Raw genomic sequence first — 20131 nt, 5'->3', positions numbered from 1 at the left:
GTGTTGTGGAAAACTCGACCAATGAATACTCGGAGTTACAAGCGCATCGACCAAAAATGTTCCTGCACAGACCACCGCGAAATTGAGTGGATATCGAATTGGAGGGAATTAATCGCCTACTTTGTCGGGCAGAGGGATCGGTCGAGAGCGCCAACACGAAAACAGCGGGAAGCTGTCGCTGGCTTACGATGTCAAAGCGAACGCGAAATCAAAAGAAGCGAACGCGAAATCAAAAGAAGCGACCGGGCGGTACCCGTTTCTCTGCTTTCGCTAGGTGATATGTCGCGCGCGGTGGCCGTGGTGCATTCCAAGAGGCTTACGCTGAAATGCCCCGTGGCATGCGGCCACGTCACCGTCTTGCGCTGGAAATAGCGGCTGTCCGCATAGGATGAGATTGAGTACCATAAATTCTAATCAGCAAAATGGAGGACGTCGTTCCAGTGGATGTCGGGGGAATGAAATTGCAACACCAGAATCTGCTGGTGACGCTTTATGGCTTATATGGGCAATCAGCTGCCAGCTCATTCCCCGTCTCCGTCATCGTTGAGATGCTCGGTGCGCTGGGGATTAAATCCCAAGCCTCCCGTTCGACCATTTCTCGATTGAAAAGCCGCGGAGTGCTCATCAACGAGCGCTCTGGAAATGAGTCCGTCTATCAGCTGTCCGCCGAAATCGTGGATGGCTTCCGCAAGGACGACCAGCGGATCTTTGCCCCGTCGCGCTCCACTTCGGAGGAGTCGCTGATTTTGGCTATTTTCTCGGTGCCCGAAAGCGAGCGGCACCGCCGGTACGAACTTCGTACTGAGTTGGGGAGCATGGGCTTCGGGATGGTCGCCGGAGGCGTGGCCGTCGGGCCGCAAATGGCATTCGAACAGGCCAAGGCGCGGCTGGACGCACGCGGGCTATCCGAATACATTGAGTACTTCCGCGCAGACTACATTCCCGCGGCAGATATCCGGGACCGTGTGGCGCAGTGGTGGGACCTGCAGGCCTTGGACCAGCAGTACACCGACTTCCTTCAGCTCTACGTCGGACGACTGGGCGCATGGCGCGAGAGACTTGCCGCGACAGCAGAATCTTCCGAGGAGCGCAGCGATCTAGAGCGTGAGGCGTTTGCCTTCTACGTGCCCATGCTGACACGGTGGCGGCACTTCCCCTATCGTGATCCGAATCTTCCCTTCGAATACCTTCCCGAAGGGTGGAAAGCGCCGCAGGCTAAGAAGACCTTCCTTGCGTTGCATGAGCTGTTGTCCCCGCTGGCGGAGTCGTATGCGACTGAGCTACTCTGCTCGCGCGCTAGCTGAGCTCTGATCCATCCAGTCCCGAACCGCATCCCAATGATGCTGCTCCGGAGCGATGATCCCAAAGTGATCCAACCGGGGATGGATCATCGTCGTGTACTGGGCGATTTCGCCCAGAGAGCGGATGTACTGCTCGGTATGCTCCAGTGGCACCCGGTCGTCATCTCGCCCGTGGACCAATAGCACAGGCACCACCGGAGCCGGCTGCGCACATGGTGACGCTTGGCGGTAGATGCCGGGAATCTCAACTGGTGACTTCCTGAAATACTCGATGGCCGCCGAGTCCCCGAGGTCTTCTTCGAAGACCTTTGCCGCATCGGTGACCGGGGCAAGGCCGACTACTGAATCGGCAAGATCGGCATTGAGCAGGGCCAACTGCCCTCCGACCGAGTGCCCGACCAGTACTACGTGCTGTTCGCGTCCCTGGTCGCGCAGCGTGCTGCGAACCAGCCGAATCGCTGCGGCTACGTCGCTAGAAGGCATGGGCCAGGCATGTTCTGGTCCGCGCCGGTATTCCACATTGGCCACGCTCCAGCCGGCCTGCAGCAGATCCTCAAGCATGGGCTGCATAACCGCGGCGGTGATCCGCTGTCGCCAGTAGCCCCCGTGGACCAAGACCGCGGTGCCCCGGGAGGATTGGTCTTGAGGGTGCACCAAGGTGATGCGCTGATCTGGATGGCCGCCGTAGCTCAATACTTGGCTGCCTTGCTGTTTTTGAGTCACGGGATTTTACCTTTCACCGACGGGTGGCCGGCAGGATCTCCCTGCCGGCCACCCGGAATTTTCATACGATACTAGTTTGCGCCAGGGACCGATCCTGGTGGCAGAAAGTTGACGTCGCGCAGCGCCGAGAGCCGGACGACTTCCTCCGGGTCGGTCAAATCATGGAGTTCATCGAAAAGCGTGGCGAGCTGACCTGAAGGACTGACCCAGAAGAGCGACTTGCCCGGTGTTTCATCCTTATTGAAGTACGCGTGAGGAAGGCCCATCGGCATCCGCACGGTATCGCCAGGGCCCGCCTTGAACCATTCGCCGTCCAGATAAAGGGTGTAGGTGCCCTCCATGATGTAGATGTGTTCGTCCTGGGTCGGGTGCACATGTGGCGGCACGCCGGTGCCCACTGGATCCAGGGACAGCCATGCAAAACTGCTGGAGCTCTCGACCTTGGATAGGTAAGTATGGCCAAGGACGTTCCATGTCTTGTTGCCCATTGATTCGCTTGCCAAGGTGATGCCCTTGGGTAGGTCGCCCAAGATGATTTCCTGGCCTTGCTGCTGATCCATGATGACTCCTTTGTGAGGTTGCGAACTTATGATCTCAGAATGGCATAGATCACATTGAATATGCAATAGGTCTTGCGGTCGCAAAATACGGTGTATATGATTTCTATCACGTCGGCGTCGTTGCCGGACGCTTGACTACCCTCGCAATCCACGCATCGCGGTCGATGGGACCCTTTGCTGCTCACCACGAGTAAGGCATCAATGTGAACACCAATCAGACAACAGGAATGAGCGTCTATACGCTTGGTACCGGAGGCGGCCCTATCGTCTCCAGCTCCCGTGCAGGAACCAGCACGGCGATTCGTGTCGATGGGGCTACCTATGTCATCGACTGTGGAATGGGAAGCATCCGCAATTACCGTTCGCACGCCGACTGGGGCGAGTTGCGCGCGGTGCTGCTGACCCACCACCACTCCGATCACATCTACGACCTCGGCGCCTACCTGGTCACCGGGTGGCAGGTACCGGGAGAGTCTTTCACCCGGCCCATCCAGGTCTTCGGACCAGGCCGGCCCAACCGCGTCCCCGCTCTGGACCAGAAGCACGAGCAAGATGTCGCCGCACGAGTGGGCAATAGAGAGATGAGCAGCACGGAAGAAATCGTGGACGCTTTGCTGGATAAGGTTTTTGCCTCGGATGTACTCATTCGCATGGCAGACGAAGGCCGTGACGAGCCACATAAATGGATCCAAGCGCACAACATCCAGATCCCTGAATCCACCGGAGCCTGCGCTGTGGAAAATAGGCACCCGCAGATGGAGCCATTCGAGATCTACCGCGACGACCTGGTCACCATCTCGACCATTCTCGTTGACCATCGCTTGTGCTTCCCGGCCTTCGCCTACCGGATCGACTCGCGCTACGGTTCTGTCGTGGTTTCGGGGGATACAGCCTACTCCGAGAACTGCATCAAGCTGGCCCAAAGCGCGGATCTGTTGCTCCACGAAGTCATCGACCTTCCGGGGATCCTTCAGACATTCCCTGACGGGCCGACCCGGGATGGCATCGAAGTGCACCTGCGCGAATCGCACACTCCGTACAGCGAAGTGGGCAAGGTCGCGCAGCAGGCCAACGTTTCATCGTTGGTGCTGCACCATATCGTTCCCAACACTCCCGGCACCGCCGACTTGGAGATCATGCTGAACACCGCGCGTAGGGATTTTTCCGGGACCGTTTCCATCGCAGAAGACAATGATGTCTTTGATATTGGCGGAGTAGAGTTGCAACTTGCCGCCACTGAATCCAAAGGGAGCTTGGCATGAGCCATGCACAGAATCTCGCAGACCACACCCTGAGCGCCGCGATCAGGAACGGCAAGATGAACCGTCGGGCTTGGATCGTGACGAGCATGCTCGTTATTTTCCAGATCGTCAATTTTGCCGACAAAGCAGTATTGGGCCTTGTGGCTGATCCCGCCATGCGCGAGCTGGGCTTGACCGCCGGGCAGTTCGGCTTCATCGGCAGCGCATTCTTCTTCCTCTTCGCCATCGTCGGCGTCGCGGTCGGTTTTCTAGCGGGAAAGGTGTCCACCCGCTGGATCCTGCTCACCATGGGCGTCGCATGGGCCGTCCTGCAGTTCCCGATGCTCTTTGGTGGCGGTGCAGCGGTCTTGCTGGTGACCCGTATCCTCTTAGGTGGTGCTGAAGGCCCGGCCACACCTATTTCTTTGCAGCATGTTCATGGATGGTTCAAACCCAAGGAACGCGGACTGCCCAGCAGTATCGTCGCCGCTGGGTCGACCTTGGGGCCGATTCTCGCAGCTCCTGCCCTGGCCTGGATCATCGCAAACCCAGCTTTGGGATGGCGTTGGGCCTTCGGCTTCTTGGGTCTCTTCGGGCTGCTCTGGAGCGTGGCATGGCTCATTGTGGGGCGCGATGGTCCGTACAGCCATTCGAAAGCGGGCAGAGCCTTAGCCCAAGAGGAGTCTGAGGCAGCGCAGCGGACCACGCCGCATTCAGCGACGAAGCACGAAACGCAGTCGGAACCGGTGGAGGAATTCGAACCCAACGGTACGGGCAGTATCGCCGATTCGGCAGACCTGCTGCAGATCGTCCCGATTCGAAGAGTCTTGGGATCATGGATGTTCGTTGCCGCGGTCTTGGCTGGGGCCGGATGTTTCTGGGCCCAAGGATTCCTCACCACCTGGTCTCCGAAATATCTAGGCTCAGTGGTCGCATTGTCACCGGAAATGATCGGACTAGTTTCGACCTTTCCGTGGGTTGTGGGTGCCATCGCCCTGCTGATTCTGGGCTTCGGCTCGCGCTACCTGATGAAACGCGGAGTTACCGTCCGCTGGGCTCTGGGTGCACTGTTCGGAGCGACTCTCCTGATCTCCGGCGTGTGCTTCTCGATCCTTCCTTTCCTTTCGGGATACGCTGCGGTCGCGATGCTGACCTTGGGCGCGGGCACCGCGATGATCTACCCGCTTGCACCAACGGCCATCGCCTTCAGTGTCTGCTCCAAGCAACGTGCTGCAATCATGGCCACGCTGACCGGGCTGGCCTCGATCGGCGGTGTCATCGCTCCGGCCATGGTCGGTGGACTCATGGATCGCGCGGGCTATATCCCGGGTGCCAAGGGGGTCGCCGATACGGCGGAAATGTCCGCACTGCTCGCCCAGGGCATGAACTCCTCATTCGGGATGATCGGCATCTACCTGGTCATCGTCGGCATCTTCTGCGTCCTGATGCTCAACCCGGACCGCACGGCGCGCAAGCTGCAGACAAAATTCACGTTCACCGGCTGATCGTCAGCAACGAATCCTCAGAGCCTTCGTTACGTCTGTGCCCGCTGACTTTGCTTAGTCAGCGGGCGCGGGTTTTGGAGCTTTGGCCTTTTATGCGGGACCCGTCGGCGCATGCGCCAGGCAGATAGCGCTCGCCGATCCCGACCAACGGTAATCGGGTAGCGCGATGACCACGCAGCCCATTCGGTAACGGCCATGTGAATGGATTGGCGATGTGACAAGGTTGCATGCGCGGATCGGACGCAGCAAGTAAACCTGGGAAGTGCCAACCCAAATACCTTGGGATTGGGTTCAGCATCATGGTGTTGGAAGTGAGGCACCAATGGATGCCGCTTCCTGACCAGAGATCCGGGCAAGTCTTCGAAGCGCGGTAGCAATGGCAGCTCCCGGATGGGGTCCTGGGACGCCGGCGTAACCGTAGGCTCAATTGCGTGTCAGTGTCACCCGGCAAGCTTGAGTATCCGGCCCTTCACTGGTTTCATGTGCATATGCAAACACGGCCTCGGTCCACGCTTGAAAGCGAGTTCCGAGACCGTGCTGGTTTTGCTACTAAGTGTATTTCCGAAGAATCAGTCGGCTGCGAGCTCCCGCTCGATAACCGGTTGCGGGGGCTGGTCTTCCTTGATCCTCGGCGGAATCAAGGCCACTGCGATGGCCGCTATGGCTCCAACGATGGCGAAGAAAACAAAGTTGAATTCAAAGCTGATCCCCGTCGCTGCGATCCAACCGCCGATGATCGGACCGGAGATGGCGCCCACGCGTGCGAAGGACAGCGCCCATCCGGTCGCGGTGCCACGCTGAGCCGCGGGGTAGTAATCGGCGATGTAGCCGGTGAGCACCAGCGAGGTAGAGATCGAGCCGATGCCTGCGAAGGCCACGAAGCACAAGTTGATGAACATGGTGTTCGGGAACATCAGCAGCAGGATGCCGCCGGCACCGAGCAGGAAGAAGATCACCAAGACTGGCTTCTGGCCGAACCTGTCGGCCAGGTAACCCAGCGCCAGTCCGCCTGCGGCTGAGGCCAAGGAGAACACGAGCAAAAAGGTCAGCGATGAACCTAGGTCGTAACCGGCGCTGCGCATAATCTGCGGCAACCACGTGTTCAATCCGTAGACCAAGACCATGCCGCAGAACAGTGATATCCAAAAGAATATGGTGGAGCGAAGACACTTGCCGGAGAACATGGAGCCCATGACTTCACGCCAAGGGATCTTTCCTGCCAGTACTGGCGGTGCCACCGGCTTGTAGTCGGCAACATTGAGGCGTGCTGCCAGGGCTTTCGCTTCGCTGATTTTGCCTTTGGCAACGAGGTACTCAAGGGATTCCGGGAGAATCCATGCCACAAGCGGCAGCAACACGACCGGCAGCACGCCGACGGCGATTACCCAACGCCATCCGAGGATGGGGAGCAGGGCCATGGCGACCAATGCTGCCGCGACTATGCCCAATGAATATCCGGAATACATGATTCCGTAATTCAGCGAACGCTTCTTCGGCGGCGAGTATTCGATGGTCAATGCCGCAGCCACGGGAATGATGCCGCCCATTCCCAATCCGCCAATTAGTCTGAACAGCCCGAAGATTTCAGGAGTTGGTGCCAAGGCGGCTCCGGCCTGCGTGATGGTGAAGACGACCATGGATAACAGCAACATGCGCTTGCGGCCGATGATGTCGCTGAGAGTGCCGATGAATAGTGCACCGAACAGCATGCCGACGAGGGCGTATGCGCCGAGGCCACCTAGCTCCATCGGGCTGAGTGACCATTCCTTGTACTCGGCCAACGCAGGAAGCACCGCGCCGAGCACCCCGACATCGTAGCCTTCCGCCAGAATGGCGAGCCAACAGGCGAACAGCACCATGCCGGTGGTGCGTTTGGGGATTTTCCAATCCGTTACCTTGGGAGAAGAAGTCATCTTCAAGCTCCTAGTTGTTGATGGGGCGTGTGTTCTCGGGTCCAACTTATGAATCATCTCGTTAAAGTGACGTGCGTTACAATGCCTATATAAATATTATCTAGGAGGAGCGATGAGTAATCGCGAGAAAACAAGTGTCGCGGAGGCATCGTTGGCGACGCTGGCCGAGGTATTCCTCTCGTCGGGAGTGAATGGCGAGGCGCTACAGAGGACTATTGAATGGGTGGATACGGACGCGGCCGGGCACCAGCACAACTCTGCCATCATGCGCTTCGTCGAGGCGGCCGAGGCGAAGCTCTTTCGCGATGCTGGTGCCGATTCCTATTTCGCGATGGCACCCCGAGTGCGCCAAGAAATTGATTTTAGCGCCAAGCTCTTCTTCGGCCAGAAGGTGACTACCGCAGTCCGGGTGGAGCGTATCGGAACGAGCTCGATGACCTTCGGGTTCAAGGTCTGGGGCCACCCGCACCAAGGGCGCGGGCTAGTACTTGCGGCCGAGGGGAAATTCGTGACGGTCTGCGTTCCTCAAGGTGGGGAAGTGTCGGCACCTTGGCCAAAGGAAATCCTTGCTGCGCTGGGTGTTGGAACCTAAATGCCGTCGACCCGCCTCTGCGGGCCGTGGCTTACGGCTGTGGCGCCTACATGAAGGGGCCGCTATTGTCCGTGCGCTGATGCCTCCATGCGGCTTGACCCAATTCGTGAAATTGTTTGCCTTCCGCGCGCCGGCTGGTAGATTGAATCGAAATGTTAAGTTCGTGACGATCGTCACTTTAACTCTAGGTTAATTACTCGGTGACCGGCGCATGCAGGAGAGATTATATGACCAACATTAACGAAGGCACCTTGAGCTCCACCTTGACGGCGCTGGCTACGGGAGCAGTCCAAGTCCACGATCTGACCGCGCCGCTATCGGCAGAGACCCCTACCTTGGTGCTGCCAGAACCTTTCGCTAACTTGAACGACTTCAGCCTCGAAGAGGTATCAGCCTATAACGCGCCAGGACCGTTCTGGAAACACCACAACATCCAAACCGGTGAGCATATCGGAACGCACATTGACGCGCCCATCCATTGGATCAGTGGCAAAGACGGCAAGGACGTCTCCCAGCTGGACCCGCAGCGCCTGATCGGACCAGCAGTAGTGCTGGACTTCAGTGCAGAGTCAGCCGCCAACCCGGATTTCCTCATCGACGTGGAGCACCTCCAGGCCTGGCAGGAAGAACACGGGGACTTTCCGCAGAACTCATGGTTGCTCTTCCGGACCGGTTGGGACCAGTTCGACCATGACAAGCAGGCATTCCTGAACCTGGATGACTCCGGTTCGCACACCCCGGGCTTCAGCGCCGAATGCGCCAAGTACATTGCCGACGAACTGGATATCTCAGGAATCGGCGTGGAGACAGTGGGAATCGATGCGGGCAATGCTGGGGTGCTGGAACCTCCGTTTCCCATGCATTATTACCTGCTCGGAGCAGATAAGTACGGGATCACTTCGCTGAAGAACCTGGACAAGTTGTCAGCCTTCGGTGCGATGATCGTGGTCGCACCGTTGCCGATTGTCGGCGGCACCGGTGCTCCCGCACGGGTGCTTGCCCTGGTTGAGAACTGACTTCATGACTCGACTGCCCAGTCGCGCAATGGGTGCTCGTATTATTGATTTTCGCCTGTATGGAGGAACGTGAATGAACGTCGCAGAATTAGTCGGCAAAACCCTGGCCGGGCTCGGAGTGGGACACGCCTTCGGTGTGGTCGGCAGCGGAAACTTTGCGGTGACCAATGCCCTCATGGCCCATGGCGTGGCCTATACCGCCACCCGGCATGAGGGCGGCGCCGCCACGATGGCGGATGCGTATTCGCGGACCAGTGGCAAGGTTTCGGTGCTCTCAGTGCACCAGGGCTGCGGGCTGACCAATGCCGCAACCGGGATCGGCGAAGCGGCGAAGTCCCGTACCCCGTTGATCGTCTTGGCTGCGGAAGCTGCCCCGAGCGCGGTCTACTCGAACTTCGCGATGGACCAGGATTCGTTTGTAACCTCGGTGTACGCGGTCTCCGAACGGGTGCACAGCGCCGAAAGCGCTGTAGCCGATACGGTGCGAGCCTACCGGACGGCGGTCAATGACCGCCGTACGGTGGTGCTCAACCTGCCGTTGAATATCCAGGCCCTGCCTGCCGTGGAGCCTGTCGAAATCCCGGTTGTGGTTCCAGTCGAACCGATCAGGCCCTCGCATGCTTCGGTCGAGGCCATGGCTGTGCTGCTGCAAAGCGCAAAGCGCCCGGTCTTCGTGGCCGGCCGCGGCGGAAAGTCCGCTCGCGATGAGATCCTGGCTCTCGCGCGGCATAGCGGTGCACTGGTCGCCACCTCGGCCGTAGCCAAGGGGCTATTCAACGAGGACGAATTCAACCTCGGAATCTCCGGAGGATTCTCTTCGCCGCTGGCCGCCGAGCTGATCAGCAATGCGGACCTGATCGTCGGATTCGGTTGCGCACTGAATATGTGGACCATGCGCCATGGCCACCTGATCGGCAACGGCACCAAGGTCATCCAGGTGGATCTGGAGGAACCTGCTTTGGGCGCCAACCGACCCGTGGATCTGGGCGTGGTGGGAGATTCGGCCCAATGCGCCAGCGATGTGCTCTCGCTTCTTCGCTCGCAGAAGATCAATCAACGCGATGGCTACCGCACCGCAGAAGTCCATGAACGGATCACCCAGGGAATCCACTGGCAGCAGGTCAACTACCAGGACCTCTCCACGGATAATTCCATAGATCCCCGAACGTTGACTAAGCGTTTGGATCAGCTGCTGCCGGCCGAGCGGATCCTCAGCGTGGACTCCGGGAACTTCATGGGATACCCGAGCCAGTTCCTCTCCGTCCCGGACGAGCACGGCTTCTGCTTTACGCAGGCGTTTCAGGCCATCGGCCTGGGGCTGTACACGGCAATCGGCGCCGGCTTGGCCCAGCCTGATCGCTTGCCTGTGCTGGGCACCGGCGACGGGGGATTCCACATGGCCATCGCCGAGTTGGACACCGCGGTCCGCCTGAAGATGCCCCTGGTGTGCATTGTCTACAACGACGCCGCGTATGGCGCGGAAGTGCACCACTTCGGCGCGAGCGATCCGGCCGCCGACATGGCGTCGGTGGTCTTCCCCGAGACCGACTTCGCTGCCATTGGCCGCGGTTTCGGCGCCGAAGGAATCACGGTGCGTTCGTTGGAAGACCTCGAAGCGGTTAAGCAGTGGCTTGAATCGGACCCGGCCGGGCCGTTGGTCATTGATGCGAAGATCCCGTCGGACGGCGGAGCCTGGTGGCTGGCTGAGGCGTTTAAAGGGCACTAATCCGTTAGCTGGCCCATCGGAGAAAGAATCGCGTTTGCGGTCCGTGACCTTCAAAGCCAAAGGTAGAAGTCGGTTGGAAAACAGAATAATCGCAGTGCGCGCTTCAATGATGAGTGCTCCGCTTTCGTGGATTCTGGCTTCCCCGTCAGTCTCTTCATACCCAGATTTGGTTATCTCAATATAGTTTCGCAGTGTGGAAACTAGGGATTGCGGAAAACGGCTGATTCCTGCGCAACGTGGATAGTGAACGCTGTGGACGATCGATATTGTCAATACATACCGAACGTGATCTACCCTACAAGCGCACAGGAGATTTGTGATGAGTATTGATGTACGAGTTCCAGAGACCGCCCACCAGAGCATTGATCAGCGGGATCTACGTAACGCCTTTAGCCAGTTCGCTACCGGTGTAACCGTTATTACGACGACCGACCTAGACGGGCGTTCATACGGGCTTACCGCAAATTCCTTTAGCTCCGTGTCCATGGACCCGGCACTGTTGTTGTTCTGTCCGAGCAAAACGATCGCCTCGCTTCCGGTGCTGGAACGTTCGGGCCACTTCACCGTCAATATTCTGCGAGCTAATCAACAGGGCCTGGCACGACAGTTCGCCCGCCCGTCAGAAGACAAATTTGCGGGTGTCGACTACTCCATGGGTATCTTTGGGGATCCAGTGCTTGGAGGGTGCCTAGCTACTTTCCAATGCAGCCTTTACTCGAATCATGACGCGGGTGACCACCGAGTGCTGATCGGGCAAGTGCACGAGTTTTCGTATCATCCTGAGCATGAAGCACTGCTATTCCACCAGGGTCAAATGAGCGGTTCCCAGAGCTAATAAACAGAATTTCTAGTCAGAAGTAAATAATGCACCAAGCTGTAAGGACCGAGCCTCGAATCAAACTCTTGGGTCGGTCCTTTCGGCTACAACATCGACAAGGCCCATATATTAATTAGGTGTATATCAGACGCAATTAGAAGCACCTGTGGGGCGAAACGGTAGCGCCGCGTAAATATCGAAAACACTTGAATCAAAGCACCCAAAGGCTGACAGGCGTGCAAACGACCATTGCTCAACAAATCGCCCACCCACTGTTTTCCTGGAAAGTATATGTTTCCGTTCAGGTCCCGGCTATCCCTCGCTCTAGTGAGTACCTACAAACCAGAGTACAAGCAACCTCGCTGTCAGCGAATCGAGAAATTCATGTCGCCGAGGAATAACAATCCGAACCTTCGCGCTATTTGAGATGGAACCAATCGCAGGAATCATTAAGCAGCACCTATAGCATTGGGCAGTGAACCAATCGGTCTTGAATGGAATTACGGAACGGGCAAGCATCCTTGTAGGCAGTAGGAGGAGAGCGCTCCGTTCACCGCAGATACGGCCAGCATCGATGGGTGCAATAGCAAGGGGTGCTATCGGATTCACACCCGGTCCCCGCACTCTTGCTACCGTTTCGTTACACATGCGCTGCCAAAGGATCTGCTAATCAATTGGAGTCTTTAGAGCTTGGATGACTTCATCTAGCGGTAATTCGTGGCCATAATTGTCTTGGTCTCATCGTAGAATGAGAATTGTGCATGTAGCTGACGAATTCATTGCTGGACGAGGTAGCCAAACTACTCATCACCGATTCGTGGTGACCATTTTCGGCCTATATGCGCGTGAGCCGGGGCTATCGGTACCGATTGGTGGACTGATCGACCTGCTCCAAGAGTTGGACGTAGACTCCAGCAGTGCGCGCTCATCGGTCTCACGCCTGAAGAAAAAGGGCGTCTTGGAACAAACCGGCAAAGGACGTTACGCCCTTTCCACCGAAGCCTACAATCATCTCTCGCGGCGCAATGATCGAATCTATACTCCTCGTCACGCCGAGAACGAAGGCGATTGGCTGATGGTGGTCTACACCGTTCCCGAGGATTCGCGTCAAGCCCGGCATCTCTTGCGCACCGGATTGCAAAAAATGGGCTTCGGTTCGGTAAACCCTGGCGTATGGATTGCACCGGCTCACCTGTCGGAGGAAGCTACTGACTACTTCGAGACCCATGACCTTACGCAGTACATCCAGACCTTCACCTCCACCTATAACGGGCCGGGGGAATCCAAAGCTGAACTTGGTTCATGGTGGGACCTCGAAGAAATCGAGCTACGCTACGTTCACTTCGAACGAACCTACATCGGGTTGCTGGGGAATTGGCGCGACCGGGTGTCCTCTTTATCTCAACCGGAGCTGGATGCCGAGGCCTTCAAGGCATTTATTCCGATGTTCACTCAGTGGCGCACGTTACCGTTCTTGGATCCGGGACTTCCCAAATCGGTGCTGCCACGAACATGGGCCGGCTATTCTGCGCAGAAACTTTTTAATGACCTTAATACGCTTCTGAGCGAGGGTGCGAGGGCTCATGCCCTTCGCGCCCTCGCTCAGAAGGAGTAATAATCGGTTGTTCTCGGACGGGCTACAGTTTGGTAGAAATCATTTCGATATCTACCAGCCCATCACCGTGAAGCTCGTAGTTTAGCGGCGCGGTGATCGAAGCGTGACGCACGCCGGTGTTGACGTCCCGCCACAGTCGGCCCAGCAGGCTACTTTCAGAGAATGCCGCGGTTCCGTGCAACCAGCACAGGTCATTCATTGCCTCGGCCAACACAGTGCCCGAATGCCCGATGCTGCCACGATGGCGGGCACGAACAGACTTCTCCATAGGTTCAGTACCCTCGGCGAAACTATCAATCGCGTCTGCTGCCTTGCTCAATAGCAAGTACGAGGACTCGATCTGCTGCGAGGCCTTGCCCAGCCCGCTGACGAAGGCCCCCGAGGAGTGCTGCGGGAAGTAGTTCGTGTTGGTGACACCGCGCTTATGCGACATTTCGATCACGAAATCCATAGCGCGCTCAGAGGCCCCCAACGCGGGGGTTGCAATCGTATTCGACATCGTCAGGTGCGGGGTAATCTTGCGTCCGAAAGTTTCTTCATCCGAGGCCTCGAATCCTGGACCCATCATCCGTTCGGTCGGGATGACCTGCAGGTCTTGAACGAATTGGTCGGTGATGACCATGGTGTTCGAGGCGGTGCCACGCATGCCAATGGTGTACCAGGTGTCATCGATTGTGTATTGCTCCCGCGGCAGAATAGCGAACCCGATGCCTTCCTTTCCATTTTCCTCGGTCTTCAAAATACCGATGGACCACTGGGAATTCATGATATTTGACGAAAAAGGCCACTTGCCGCTGATCTGCCAGCCGCCCTCGACCTTAGTCGCTTTACCCTGTGGCGAGGAGAACATCGAGGCCATGAGCACTGGCTCCTTATCGGCGAAGATGGTGTCCAGTACGTCGTAGTCAAAGCGATTTGCAAGCATGACGGAACCATTTGAAATAACGGTGATCCAAGCCGAAGCGGGGCAGTAATACCCGATCGCACGGGAGACCTCCATGAGCATGCGGGCACCGCCTTCGTAACCGCCGTAGCGTTGCAAACGGGAGATATTGAATGCTCCAATTCCCTTGAGAGCCTCGACCGATTCCTTGGGAACCAACCGATCTGTATCCGCGGCTATGGCGTTGCGTGCGAGAATTTCGCCGATCGAATGAACGCGAGCCACCAGTTCGTCGGTGACCTCCCGGGCTGGAGCCTTGGATGAGATGATAGTGGTCGTTGCGACGCTCATGAGTTCAGTCCTTCTCCGCGCTTGATTTTCTCTGCCAACGAGGGGTCCAGTAAGGTGATGTTGTGCTTGACGCAGGCCCGGTCCAACCGTTGCTCGGTTTCGTCGTCCATCTTCCAGCCGCGCTGCGGACCAGGATACTCGGCAGGGACCGATACGTCGCGGAAGAATTCATCAAGCCCGCCCGGTGCCGAGAAAACTAGCCACTTGGCTTCGACGTTTTTGGAAGCTTGGAAGATGTGGGGGACATCTTTGGGCATTAAGATGCAGTCGTGCGCCCCCAGTACCACGTGTTGATCGCCTGCCCAGAAGGAGACGTGCCCTTCGAGAATGTAAAAGATCTCATCTTCGGCATCATGCTCATGCAACGGTGGTTCGGAGGAGGCCTTGGCATGGGTCAGGGCCATTTGAAAGCGCCCTTGGGTCATCTCGGTGGTGATGATCGGCTGGATCAGGTCACCTAGGAACCAGAGGTTCTCACGGTCCTCTGCCCGAATAGTACTGACCCGATCGGTAGCGGTTTGCCTTGTAAGAGTTGACTCGGTCATCTTTTCCTCGCATTCATTCTGTATTCTGTGTTCTATGTCTCAAAATTACTATTACCGTCAAAGATTCGCAATATCCAAATTGCGAAGTAGTGACCGAAAGACGAAGTGCTGTTCGAACAGCGGCGCGGATTCCATTGAGTGATTCAGCTGAGTAGACCCGATCCTGCCGATCGGCTGGATCAGGTTTGCCGATACTCCGCCGAATGCCCGGTGAGGTGGCGTTTGCGGGTCTCGCGTGGTGTTTCGCCATACCGCTGACGGTAGCTCGCCGAGAATCGACTTAGGTGACCGAAGCCGCAGTCAGTGGCAATTTGAGCGATGCTCAGGTGTGGCGCCGCCTGATCCACGAGCATGCCGTGCGCTGCTCGTAGGCGTTCCATTACAAGTAGTTTTAAGGGTGAGCGCTGGAAGGCTGCAGCGGTGGCTAGCTGCAAGGTTCGGGTTGAGATGCCCAGTCGTTCGGCATAGTCGGAGATCTGTGCGTCTTCGCGCGCGTGTTCGCGAAGCAATTGGATAAAATGGTGGGCTATGGCGTTCTGGGAGAGTAGATCGTCTGGGATGTCATGATTGGAAGCCTCCCGATTTCTCGCCAGTGAATGGTCGACGGCAACCAGAAATCTCATGATCATCATTTCCAGCGCCGCGGCGGTAACGACTTCATAGCAGTCCGCTGGATCGGCTTCCAGCTCGTCATGGAACGCCCGCAAGGTTTGCATGAATTTTTGGCCGTTTGTGGTCGTCAAGTCCAATGAATGTGCCACGGTGAGTCCGGCTGCGGATGGGATCGAATACATACGTGCCGCCACGTCCTCCACAGTAGCCCGCGGTAGGCAGATCAGCAGATGGGGTGATTCTCGGTTCCACCGGATCACCGCAGGTTCGTCGGTGGGTGGAAGGGTAGCCCGATTGGGCGTGGCAATGATTTCTTCGGTCCCCACTCTCATTCGAGACTCTCCGGAGATCGGTAGTTGGATGAGAAAGATGTCACCGAGCTGCTCGGGGGAGATGCGCACGGGAACTGCGTATTCCAGCGTCAGCAATCCGCAATCGTGAAACCAGCGTGCCCGGGCATCGAGACGTAAGGCCGTGCGCTGTTCAAGTGGCTGCAATTCATGGGAAACGAAAAGCCGGGAGAAGTATTCCTCGGCTTCCCTAGGTCGCGAAAAATGTAGCTGTTCGCCCGTGGGGATCCAAGCGAAATGCTCAGGGAAGTGCGAAATCGACATGTTTTGTCCTGATTGGTCACTGCCGCGAGACGCGGTGCGCTGTTGGCGACTAGAGTGAGGAGCTAACCCCGCACGTAATCCGTCATCTGTTTAATAAGTGGTTTACTGATTGCCGCGAAGTCCTCCGGGTTGACTCCGGTCAGCATTGGCGCATCTTTCCACGCGTGAAAGTTGCCGAATTGGTATGGCAGGTCGAGGCAGTGACACGAGCCAAGCGTCGTGTTGGAGCTTGGAACATTGAACTCGTGAAGCTGTACGTTCTTGCCCGCGGACGAATAAGCACTGGCTAGCAAGGTTGGCAGTTCTTGGAACTGCGCCCACGAGGTGATGGCGCGCAACCGCAGGTACGGGTTGGACTTGGTGTCGACCATTCGCCGATGCAGATGCTCTGGCACCGTGGAGGGGTCCGGGATAAAGGCACGGTAGGAGTTTTCGACTTGTTCAGCGGTGGCCTTGATGGCCGCGGCAGAACCGCAAAGGAAAATTCCTGTCTCATCTAGGGTATAACGCAGGAAAACATCATCGACGATCAGATTCTTGGTGGAGGACAGTGGGTCCAAGAAATCTGTGGGTAGATCGATCGACGCGGTGGGCAATAAGGGGGCCGGGGTATAACCAACCGGAGCCGAGGCTAGTTCGGGCTGTAGCACGGCGCGCGAACACGAGATGGAATCCGCCAACAGCTTGTCTGTGGGAATCTCACCTAGTTCGGCTCCGTTATTCGCCAGAGATATCTGCTGGCGGGTCGCCTCTAATTGCTGGCGGCTCCACGGAGTGCGAGTGCCCATGGACAGGAGGGCAATCCTGCGGAACTTTCCGCGTAATCGTTCCAGCTGCGACAAAGCATGAACATACCAGCCTCCGGCGGACTGACCTACCAGGGTGACGTTTTCTGGGTTGCCACCAAAGTGCTGAATGTTCCGTTGAACCCATTCCAAAGCAGTTTCCAAATCCTGAAGTGGGCGGTGCTCTGCGGAATCGGAAAGGTGCGCTGTAGCGTGAATCCGGTAGTTTACGCTGACAACGCAGACCCCTTCACAAGCGATCTCGTCACCTTCGTACCAGCTGAAGGTCCCGGCGCCCGACACCCAGGCACCACCATGAACGAACACGAGAACCGGTAGGTCGGTGAGACCTTCTGGTGCAAAGGTGTTTAGGAAGAACGCGTCTTGGTCGTGAATTTGTTTTCCTGCTGGCGAACCCATGAACGTATCTAAACGGGAAGTGAGCTGAGGGAAGACCGGTACATCCTCAGTCGAATCGAACTGTGCGGACGCGGCCAATCCCTCGGAGAGTGGAACTAGGCTTGGCGGATCGAATCTTTGACCGTCCTGTAGCCGAGCATAACGCACGCCAATGTGCCGCTGTATCGCTCGGTTGGGTCGGAAGAATGAGTTGGGATTGGTCGAAGGCGCGGTGCGCACGGGGGTGGTCATGAATCATTCCCATCATGCCAACTGTATCTTGAGTCACAGAGTCTCATGTGACAACAATAGAGCGATAGTCAAAAAACTGCAATAAAGGTATTCTGGCTCGGTCGCGAAATGCTTCCAAAATAAGGAACTAGGCCCAGCATTGGATAACGCCGGGCCTAGTGATCGTGATTTTTGCTCACGCTTCGATGTGCGTCCCGCTGTTACTTTGCCAGGTCTTTGTTACGGGTTTCTGGGGAAAGCGCCGCGGCGATCAGGACCAGTGCGCAAAGCGCAATCAGGTAGAAGTCGAAGATTCGTGGAGAACCTTCGGCGTACAGCCATGCCTGAAGATATGGCGCGGTACCGCCGGCGAGGGCGCCGGCAACGGAATATGGCAAACCCATACCTACGGCCCGTACCCGAGTAGGGAACTGCTCCGGGAAGTACGCTGGCATGATGGCGGTGGGTGCCGAAATTAAAATCATACCCACGCCCATGTAGACGGCCAGTCGCCAAATCTCGGGGCCACCGTTTAAGACGATGGTCAGCGGGATGATCAGTATCATGGCGCCAATAGCAAAGAAATACCAGTTGAACTTACGTCCGATGCGGTCTGACAGCCAACCCCAGAACACCAAACAGGCGATAAAGAAGACGTTGGCGCCGGTGCTCACCCAAAGTACCTGAGTTGGGTCCATCCCCAGTGGGCCCATGGCAAATGCTGGAGCCATAATCGACCAGACGTAAAACATGACTGTACCGCCGGCGGCAAGACCTACGATGCGCATGCATGCACGGCGGTGCTCCCAGATGTCGGCGAACATGCGACCGCGAGGTTCTTGGGATAAGCCAGCCTCGGCCAGCCGGACCTTTTCCTTGAACATCGGAGTTTCGTCCAACTTCCGGCGCAGGTAAAGTGCGTAGATACCTAAAAGTCCGCCCAGAATGAACGGAATGCGCCAGGCCCATTCGCGGACGGCGTCCGTACCGAGTGTGGTGGACAAGACCGCCCCGAGCAAGGTGGCGGCGATAACACCGAGAGTGACGAAGGCAAAGACACTGGAAGACCAAAGCCCGCGGGATTTGCGTGGTGCCATTTCGGTGACGTAGGTGAAGGAAGATACAACTTCGCCACCGTGTCCCAGACCTTGCAACATGCGCCCCGCGAGCAGAAAGGCGGCTGCCGCGGCTCCAATGCTTCCGTAGGTTGGCGAGACGCCGATTAGGAGGCTACCGCCGGCAGTGATCAACATGGAAATCGACATAGCCTGGCGGCGTCCGTAACGGTCAGCGAACCAGCCGAAGAATAGACCGCCAAGCGGGCGCATCAGGAATCCTGCGCCGAAAATGGCGAGGGTACCGAGCAGTGCAGTGACCGGATCTCCAGCATGGAAGAACTGGCCAGCAAAGTAGGCTGCAAAAATTGAATAGGCGGTCCAGTCGTACCACTCTAGGGCGTTACCCACGCCGACACCCAGAATGATTTTGCGTTTTTCCCGTGCGGTTTGCGGAACTTCGGGCCGAGTGGCTGTGGAAGCCTTTTGTAATCCCGTCATGATGAGTCTTTCGAGAGAAGGTGTGCGAGTGAGGAGATAGCTCGCGGAGGATGATCGACAACCGGGTTGTGTAATGCTGACACTTCCGGGTCGTTTCTGCTTGGTGGGAGAAAGTCTGCCAGAAGCAAGGCGGCTTGTATAGCCGTTTTATTGCGACCGTTGCTATATATGCAATACTTTAATTAGAAGTTCTAGGTGCCGAATCCTTGCGTACCCTGTGAAATGACGCGACCTTGAATGTTGTGAATGAAGAATCTAAGAATCATAAATGCACCTGCAGTATCGATTTGACTAGTTGTTTATCGAAAATGGTCGATGATTCCGCTTGGAAGATCGTCATTGATCTCCAGGTTCTTAGTACACGGTCGAAATCTAGTCACGTCCGAAAATTTGGCGCAAATTAGAAACGGTACTTAGATTTCTGTGCCAACTTTTAATTATTCTGAACGATCGGCCCGCGAGAATGCTCGCTTATTTGGTCCAGAGACCAGCAAAGGAACCTATATGAATTCTCAGCTTGAACTCACGTCTGCTCAGGCGGTTCGAACCTTTTGGGAAGCTCAGCAGAGAGGTGATAGGAAAACTGCCCGATCCGTGATGGCCGAATCGCTGGCGTGGCGTGTCGCAGGAGTCCATTCGGCGGTGGCTCGGACCTACGAGGGCGCAGATTCCTTCTTTGACGATCTCATCGGAACCTTGGGCCAGACCTTTGTCCCGGGGACGGTCCGACTGAATATCAAGGGAATCTACTGCGACGAAGCGCAGTCAATGGTTACGTCACACGTCCACGAAACCGCTCAGGCGCGCAACGGGATGAACTTTGACATAGAAATCATCACGATCATGAAGGTGGAAGCCGGGATCATTACTAGCTGCGACGAGTTCATGGATTTGCATGAAGTTCTGCGAGTCTTAGGCCGGTAAAAATTATGGCCATTTCCTAGAAAATTTCCGGTCGCTCTTACTCGGGGTCCAATTCATAAAAGGGCTTCTTGCCCCGCCCGCAGCATTTGACAATGGGAAGCGGATTTTAGTCATGAGTGAAAGGATTTGTGGACCACGAGGAGGCAATCATAGAGTGGTTATGAAGCAGCCAAATAAGGTCAATTCACAACCTCTCAGCGTCTTCTGGGGTTTGTCGACTTT

17 protein-coding genes are annotated in these 20131 nt (G+C 56.8%); 9 read left to right on the top strand and 8 right to left on the bottom strand.

All coding sequences use genetic code 11. The annotated features are described in order from the left end of the window. Positions 1 to 455: 455 nt before the first annotated feature. A complete protein-coding gene (locus ACT3UA_RS08690; protein WP_096288316.1) occupies positions 456 to 1304 on the top strand; it encodes a PaaX family transcriptional regulator in 849 nt (282 codons plus the stop codon). Here ACT3UA_RS08690 and ACT3UA_RS08685 read toward each other — a convergent pair. Both ACT3UA_RS08685 and ACT3UA_RS08680 read right to left on the bottom strand, forming a co-directional pair. Further along, positions 1281 to 2024 carry an alpha/beta hydrolase family protein gene (locus ACT3UA_RS08685; RefSeq protein ID WP_096288207.1) on the bottom strand — a complete coding sequence of 248 codons (744 nt, stop codon included), beginning with the start codon at positions 2022 to 2024 and terminating at the stop codon, positions 1281 to 1283. The two genes, ACT3UA_RS08690 and ACT3UA_RS08685, sit on opposite strands and share 24 nt — an antisense overlap. Positions 2025 to 2095: 71 nt before the next feature. Continuing rightward, positions 2096 to 2584, bottom strand: coding sequence for a cupin domain-containing protein (locus ACT3UA_RS08680; RefSeq protein ID WP_176484258.1), 489 nt, complete (start codon positions 2582 to 2584; stop codon positions 2096 to 2098). 227 nt (positions 2585 to 2811) lie between these two features. Here ACT3UA_RS08680 and ACT3UA_RS08675 point away from each other — a divergent pair, with 227 nt between their 5' ends. After that, positions 2812 to 3846: an MBL fold metallo-hydrolase gene (locus tag ACT3UA_RS08675; protein ID WP_096288205.1), complete on the top strand. Its 1035-nt coding sequence runs from the start codon at positions 2812 to 2814 to the stop codon at positions 3844 to 3846. Further along, positions 3843 to 5330, top strand: coding sequence for an MFS transporter (locus tag ACT3UA_RS08670; RefSeq protein ID WP_444616001.1), 1488 nt, complete (start codon positions 3843 to 3845; stop codon positions 5328 to 5330). The genes ACT3UA_RS08675 and ACT3UA_RS08670 overlap by 4 nt, the downstream gene beginning before the upstream one ends. Before the next feature lie 569 nt (positions 5331 to 5899). On the opposite strand, the gene ACT3UA_RS08665 is transcribed toward ACT3UA_RS08670, so the two are convergent. Next, positions 5900 to 7243 (bottom strand): MFS transporter, encoded by a 1344-nt coding sequence (locus ACT3UA_RS08665; protein ID WP_096288201.1) that lies wholly within the window; start codon positions 7241 to 7243, stop codon positions 5900 to 5902. A 112-nt stretch (positions 7244 to 7355) separates the two neighbouring features. On the opposite strand from ACT3UA_RS08665, the gene ACT3UA_RS08660 reads away from it, so the two are divergent. From ACT3UA_RS08660 to ACT3UA_RS08640, 5 genes are all read left to right on the top strand, one after another. After that, on the top strand, positions 7356 to 7835 hold the full coding sequence (locus ACT3UA_RS08660) for an acyl-CoA thioesterase (RefSeq protein WP_096288199.1): 480 nt from the start codon (positions 7356 to 7358) through the stop codon (positions 7833 to 7835). Between the two features lie 227 nt (positions 7836 to 8062). Next, on the top strand, positions 8063 to 8851 hold the full coding sequence (locus ACT3UA_RS08655; RefSeq protein WP_096288197.1) for a cyclase family protein: 789 nt from the start codon (positions 8063 to 8065) through the stop codon (positions 8849 to 8851). 73 nt (positions 8852 to 8924) lie between these two features. Continuing rightward, positions 8925 to 10577, top strand: a complete 1653-nt coding sequence (locus tag ACT3UA_RS08650) for a thiamine pyrophosphate-binding protein (protein WP_444615998.1) — start codon at positions 8925 to 8927, stop codon at positions 10575 to 10577. A 319-nt stretch (positions 10578 to 10896) separates the two neighbouring features. Beyond that, entirely contained in the window at positions 10897 to 11412 is a 516-nt protein-coding gene (locus ACT3UA_RS08645) for a flavin reductase family protein (RefSeq protein WP_096288193.1), read from the top strand. Between the two features lie 739 nt (positions 11413 to 12151). Next, complete coding sequence (locus ACT3UA_RS08640) at positions 12152 to 13009, top strand: PaaX family transcriptional regulator (protein WP_176484257.1); 858 nt, start codon at positions 12152 to 12154, stop codon at positions 13007 to 13009. Between the two features lie 22 nt (positions 13010 to 13031). On the opposite strand, the gene ACT3UA_RS08635 is transcribed toward ACT3UA_RS08640, so the two are convergent. From ACT3UA_RS08635 to ACT3UA_RS08615, 5 genes are all read right to left on the bottom strand, one after another. Further along, the gene (locus ACT3UA_RS08635) at positions 13032 to 14243 is read right to left on the bottom strand and encodes an acyl-CoA dehydrogenase (RefSeq protein WP_096288189.1); all 1212 of its coding nucleotides are present in this window, start codon (positions 14241 to 14243) and stop codon (positions 13032 to 13034) included. Beyond that, on the bottom strand, positions 14240 to 14788 hold the full coding sequence (locus ACT3UA_RS08630; RefSeq protein ID WP_096288187.1) for a cupin domain-containing protein: 549 nt from the start codon (positions 14786 to 14788) through the stop codon (positions 14240 to 14242). Before ACT3UA_RS08630 ends, ACT3UA_RS08635 begins: the two co-directional genes overlap by 4 nt. 179 nt (positions 14789 to 14967) lie before the next feature. Continuing rightward, a complete protein-coding gene (locus ACT3UA_RS08625) occupies positions 14968 to 16014 on the bottom strand; it encodes an AraC family transcriptional regulator (RefSeq protein WP_096288185.1) in 1047 nt (348 codons plus the stop codon). A gap of 62 nt (positions 16015 to 16076) precedes the next feature. After that, positions 16077 to 17450, bottom strand: a complete 1374-nt coding sequence (locus tag ACT3UA_RS08620) for an alpha/beta fold hydrolase (protein WP_096288183.1) — start codon at positions 17448 to 17450, stop codon at positions 16077 to 16079. Positions 17451 to 17650: 200 nt separating this feature from the next. After that, entirely contained in the window at positions 17651 to 18985 is a 1335-nt protein-coding gene (locus ACT3UA_RS08615) for an MFS transporter (protein WP_096288181.1), read from the bottom strand. A 594-nt stretch (positions 18986 to 19579) separates the two neighbouring features. Between ACT3UA_RS08615 and ACT3UA_RS08610 the strand changes: the two genes are divergently transcribed. Then, the gene (locus ACT3UA_RS08610) at positions 19580 to 19909 is read left to right on the top strand and encodes a hypothetical protein (RefSeq protein WP_141393590.1); all 330 of its coding nucleotides are present in this window, start codon (positions 19580 to 19582) and stop codon (positions 19907 to 19909) included. Positions 19910 to 20131: the final 222 nt, after the last annotated feature.

Origin of the sequence: Glutamicibacter sp. 363, from assembly GCF_052379505.1 — a bacterium.
Classification (GTDB): Bacteria; Actinomycetota; Actinomycetes; order Actinomycetales; family Micrococcaceae; genus Glutamicibacter.
Note: the sequence above shows the minus strand (reverse complement) of the source record. Positions and strands in the feature narration are given on the sequence as shown.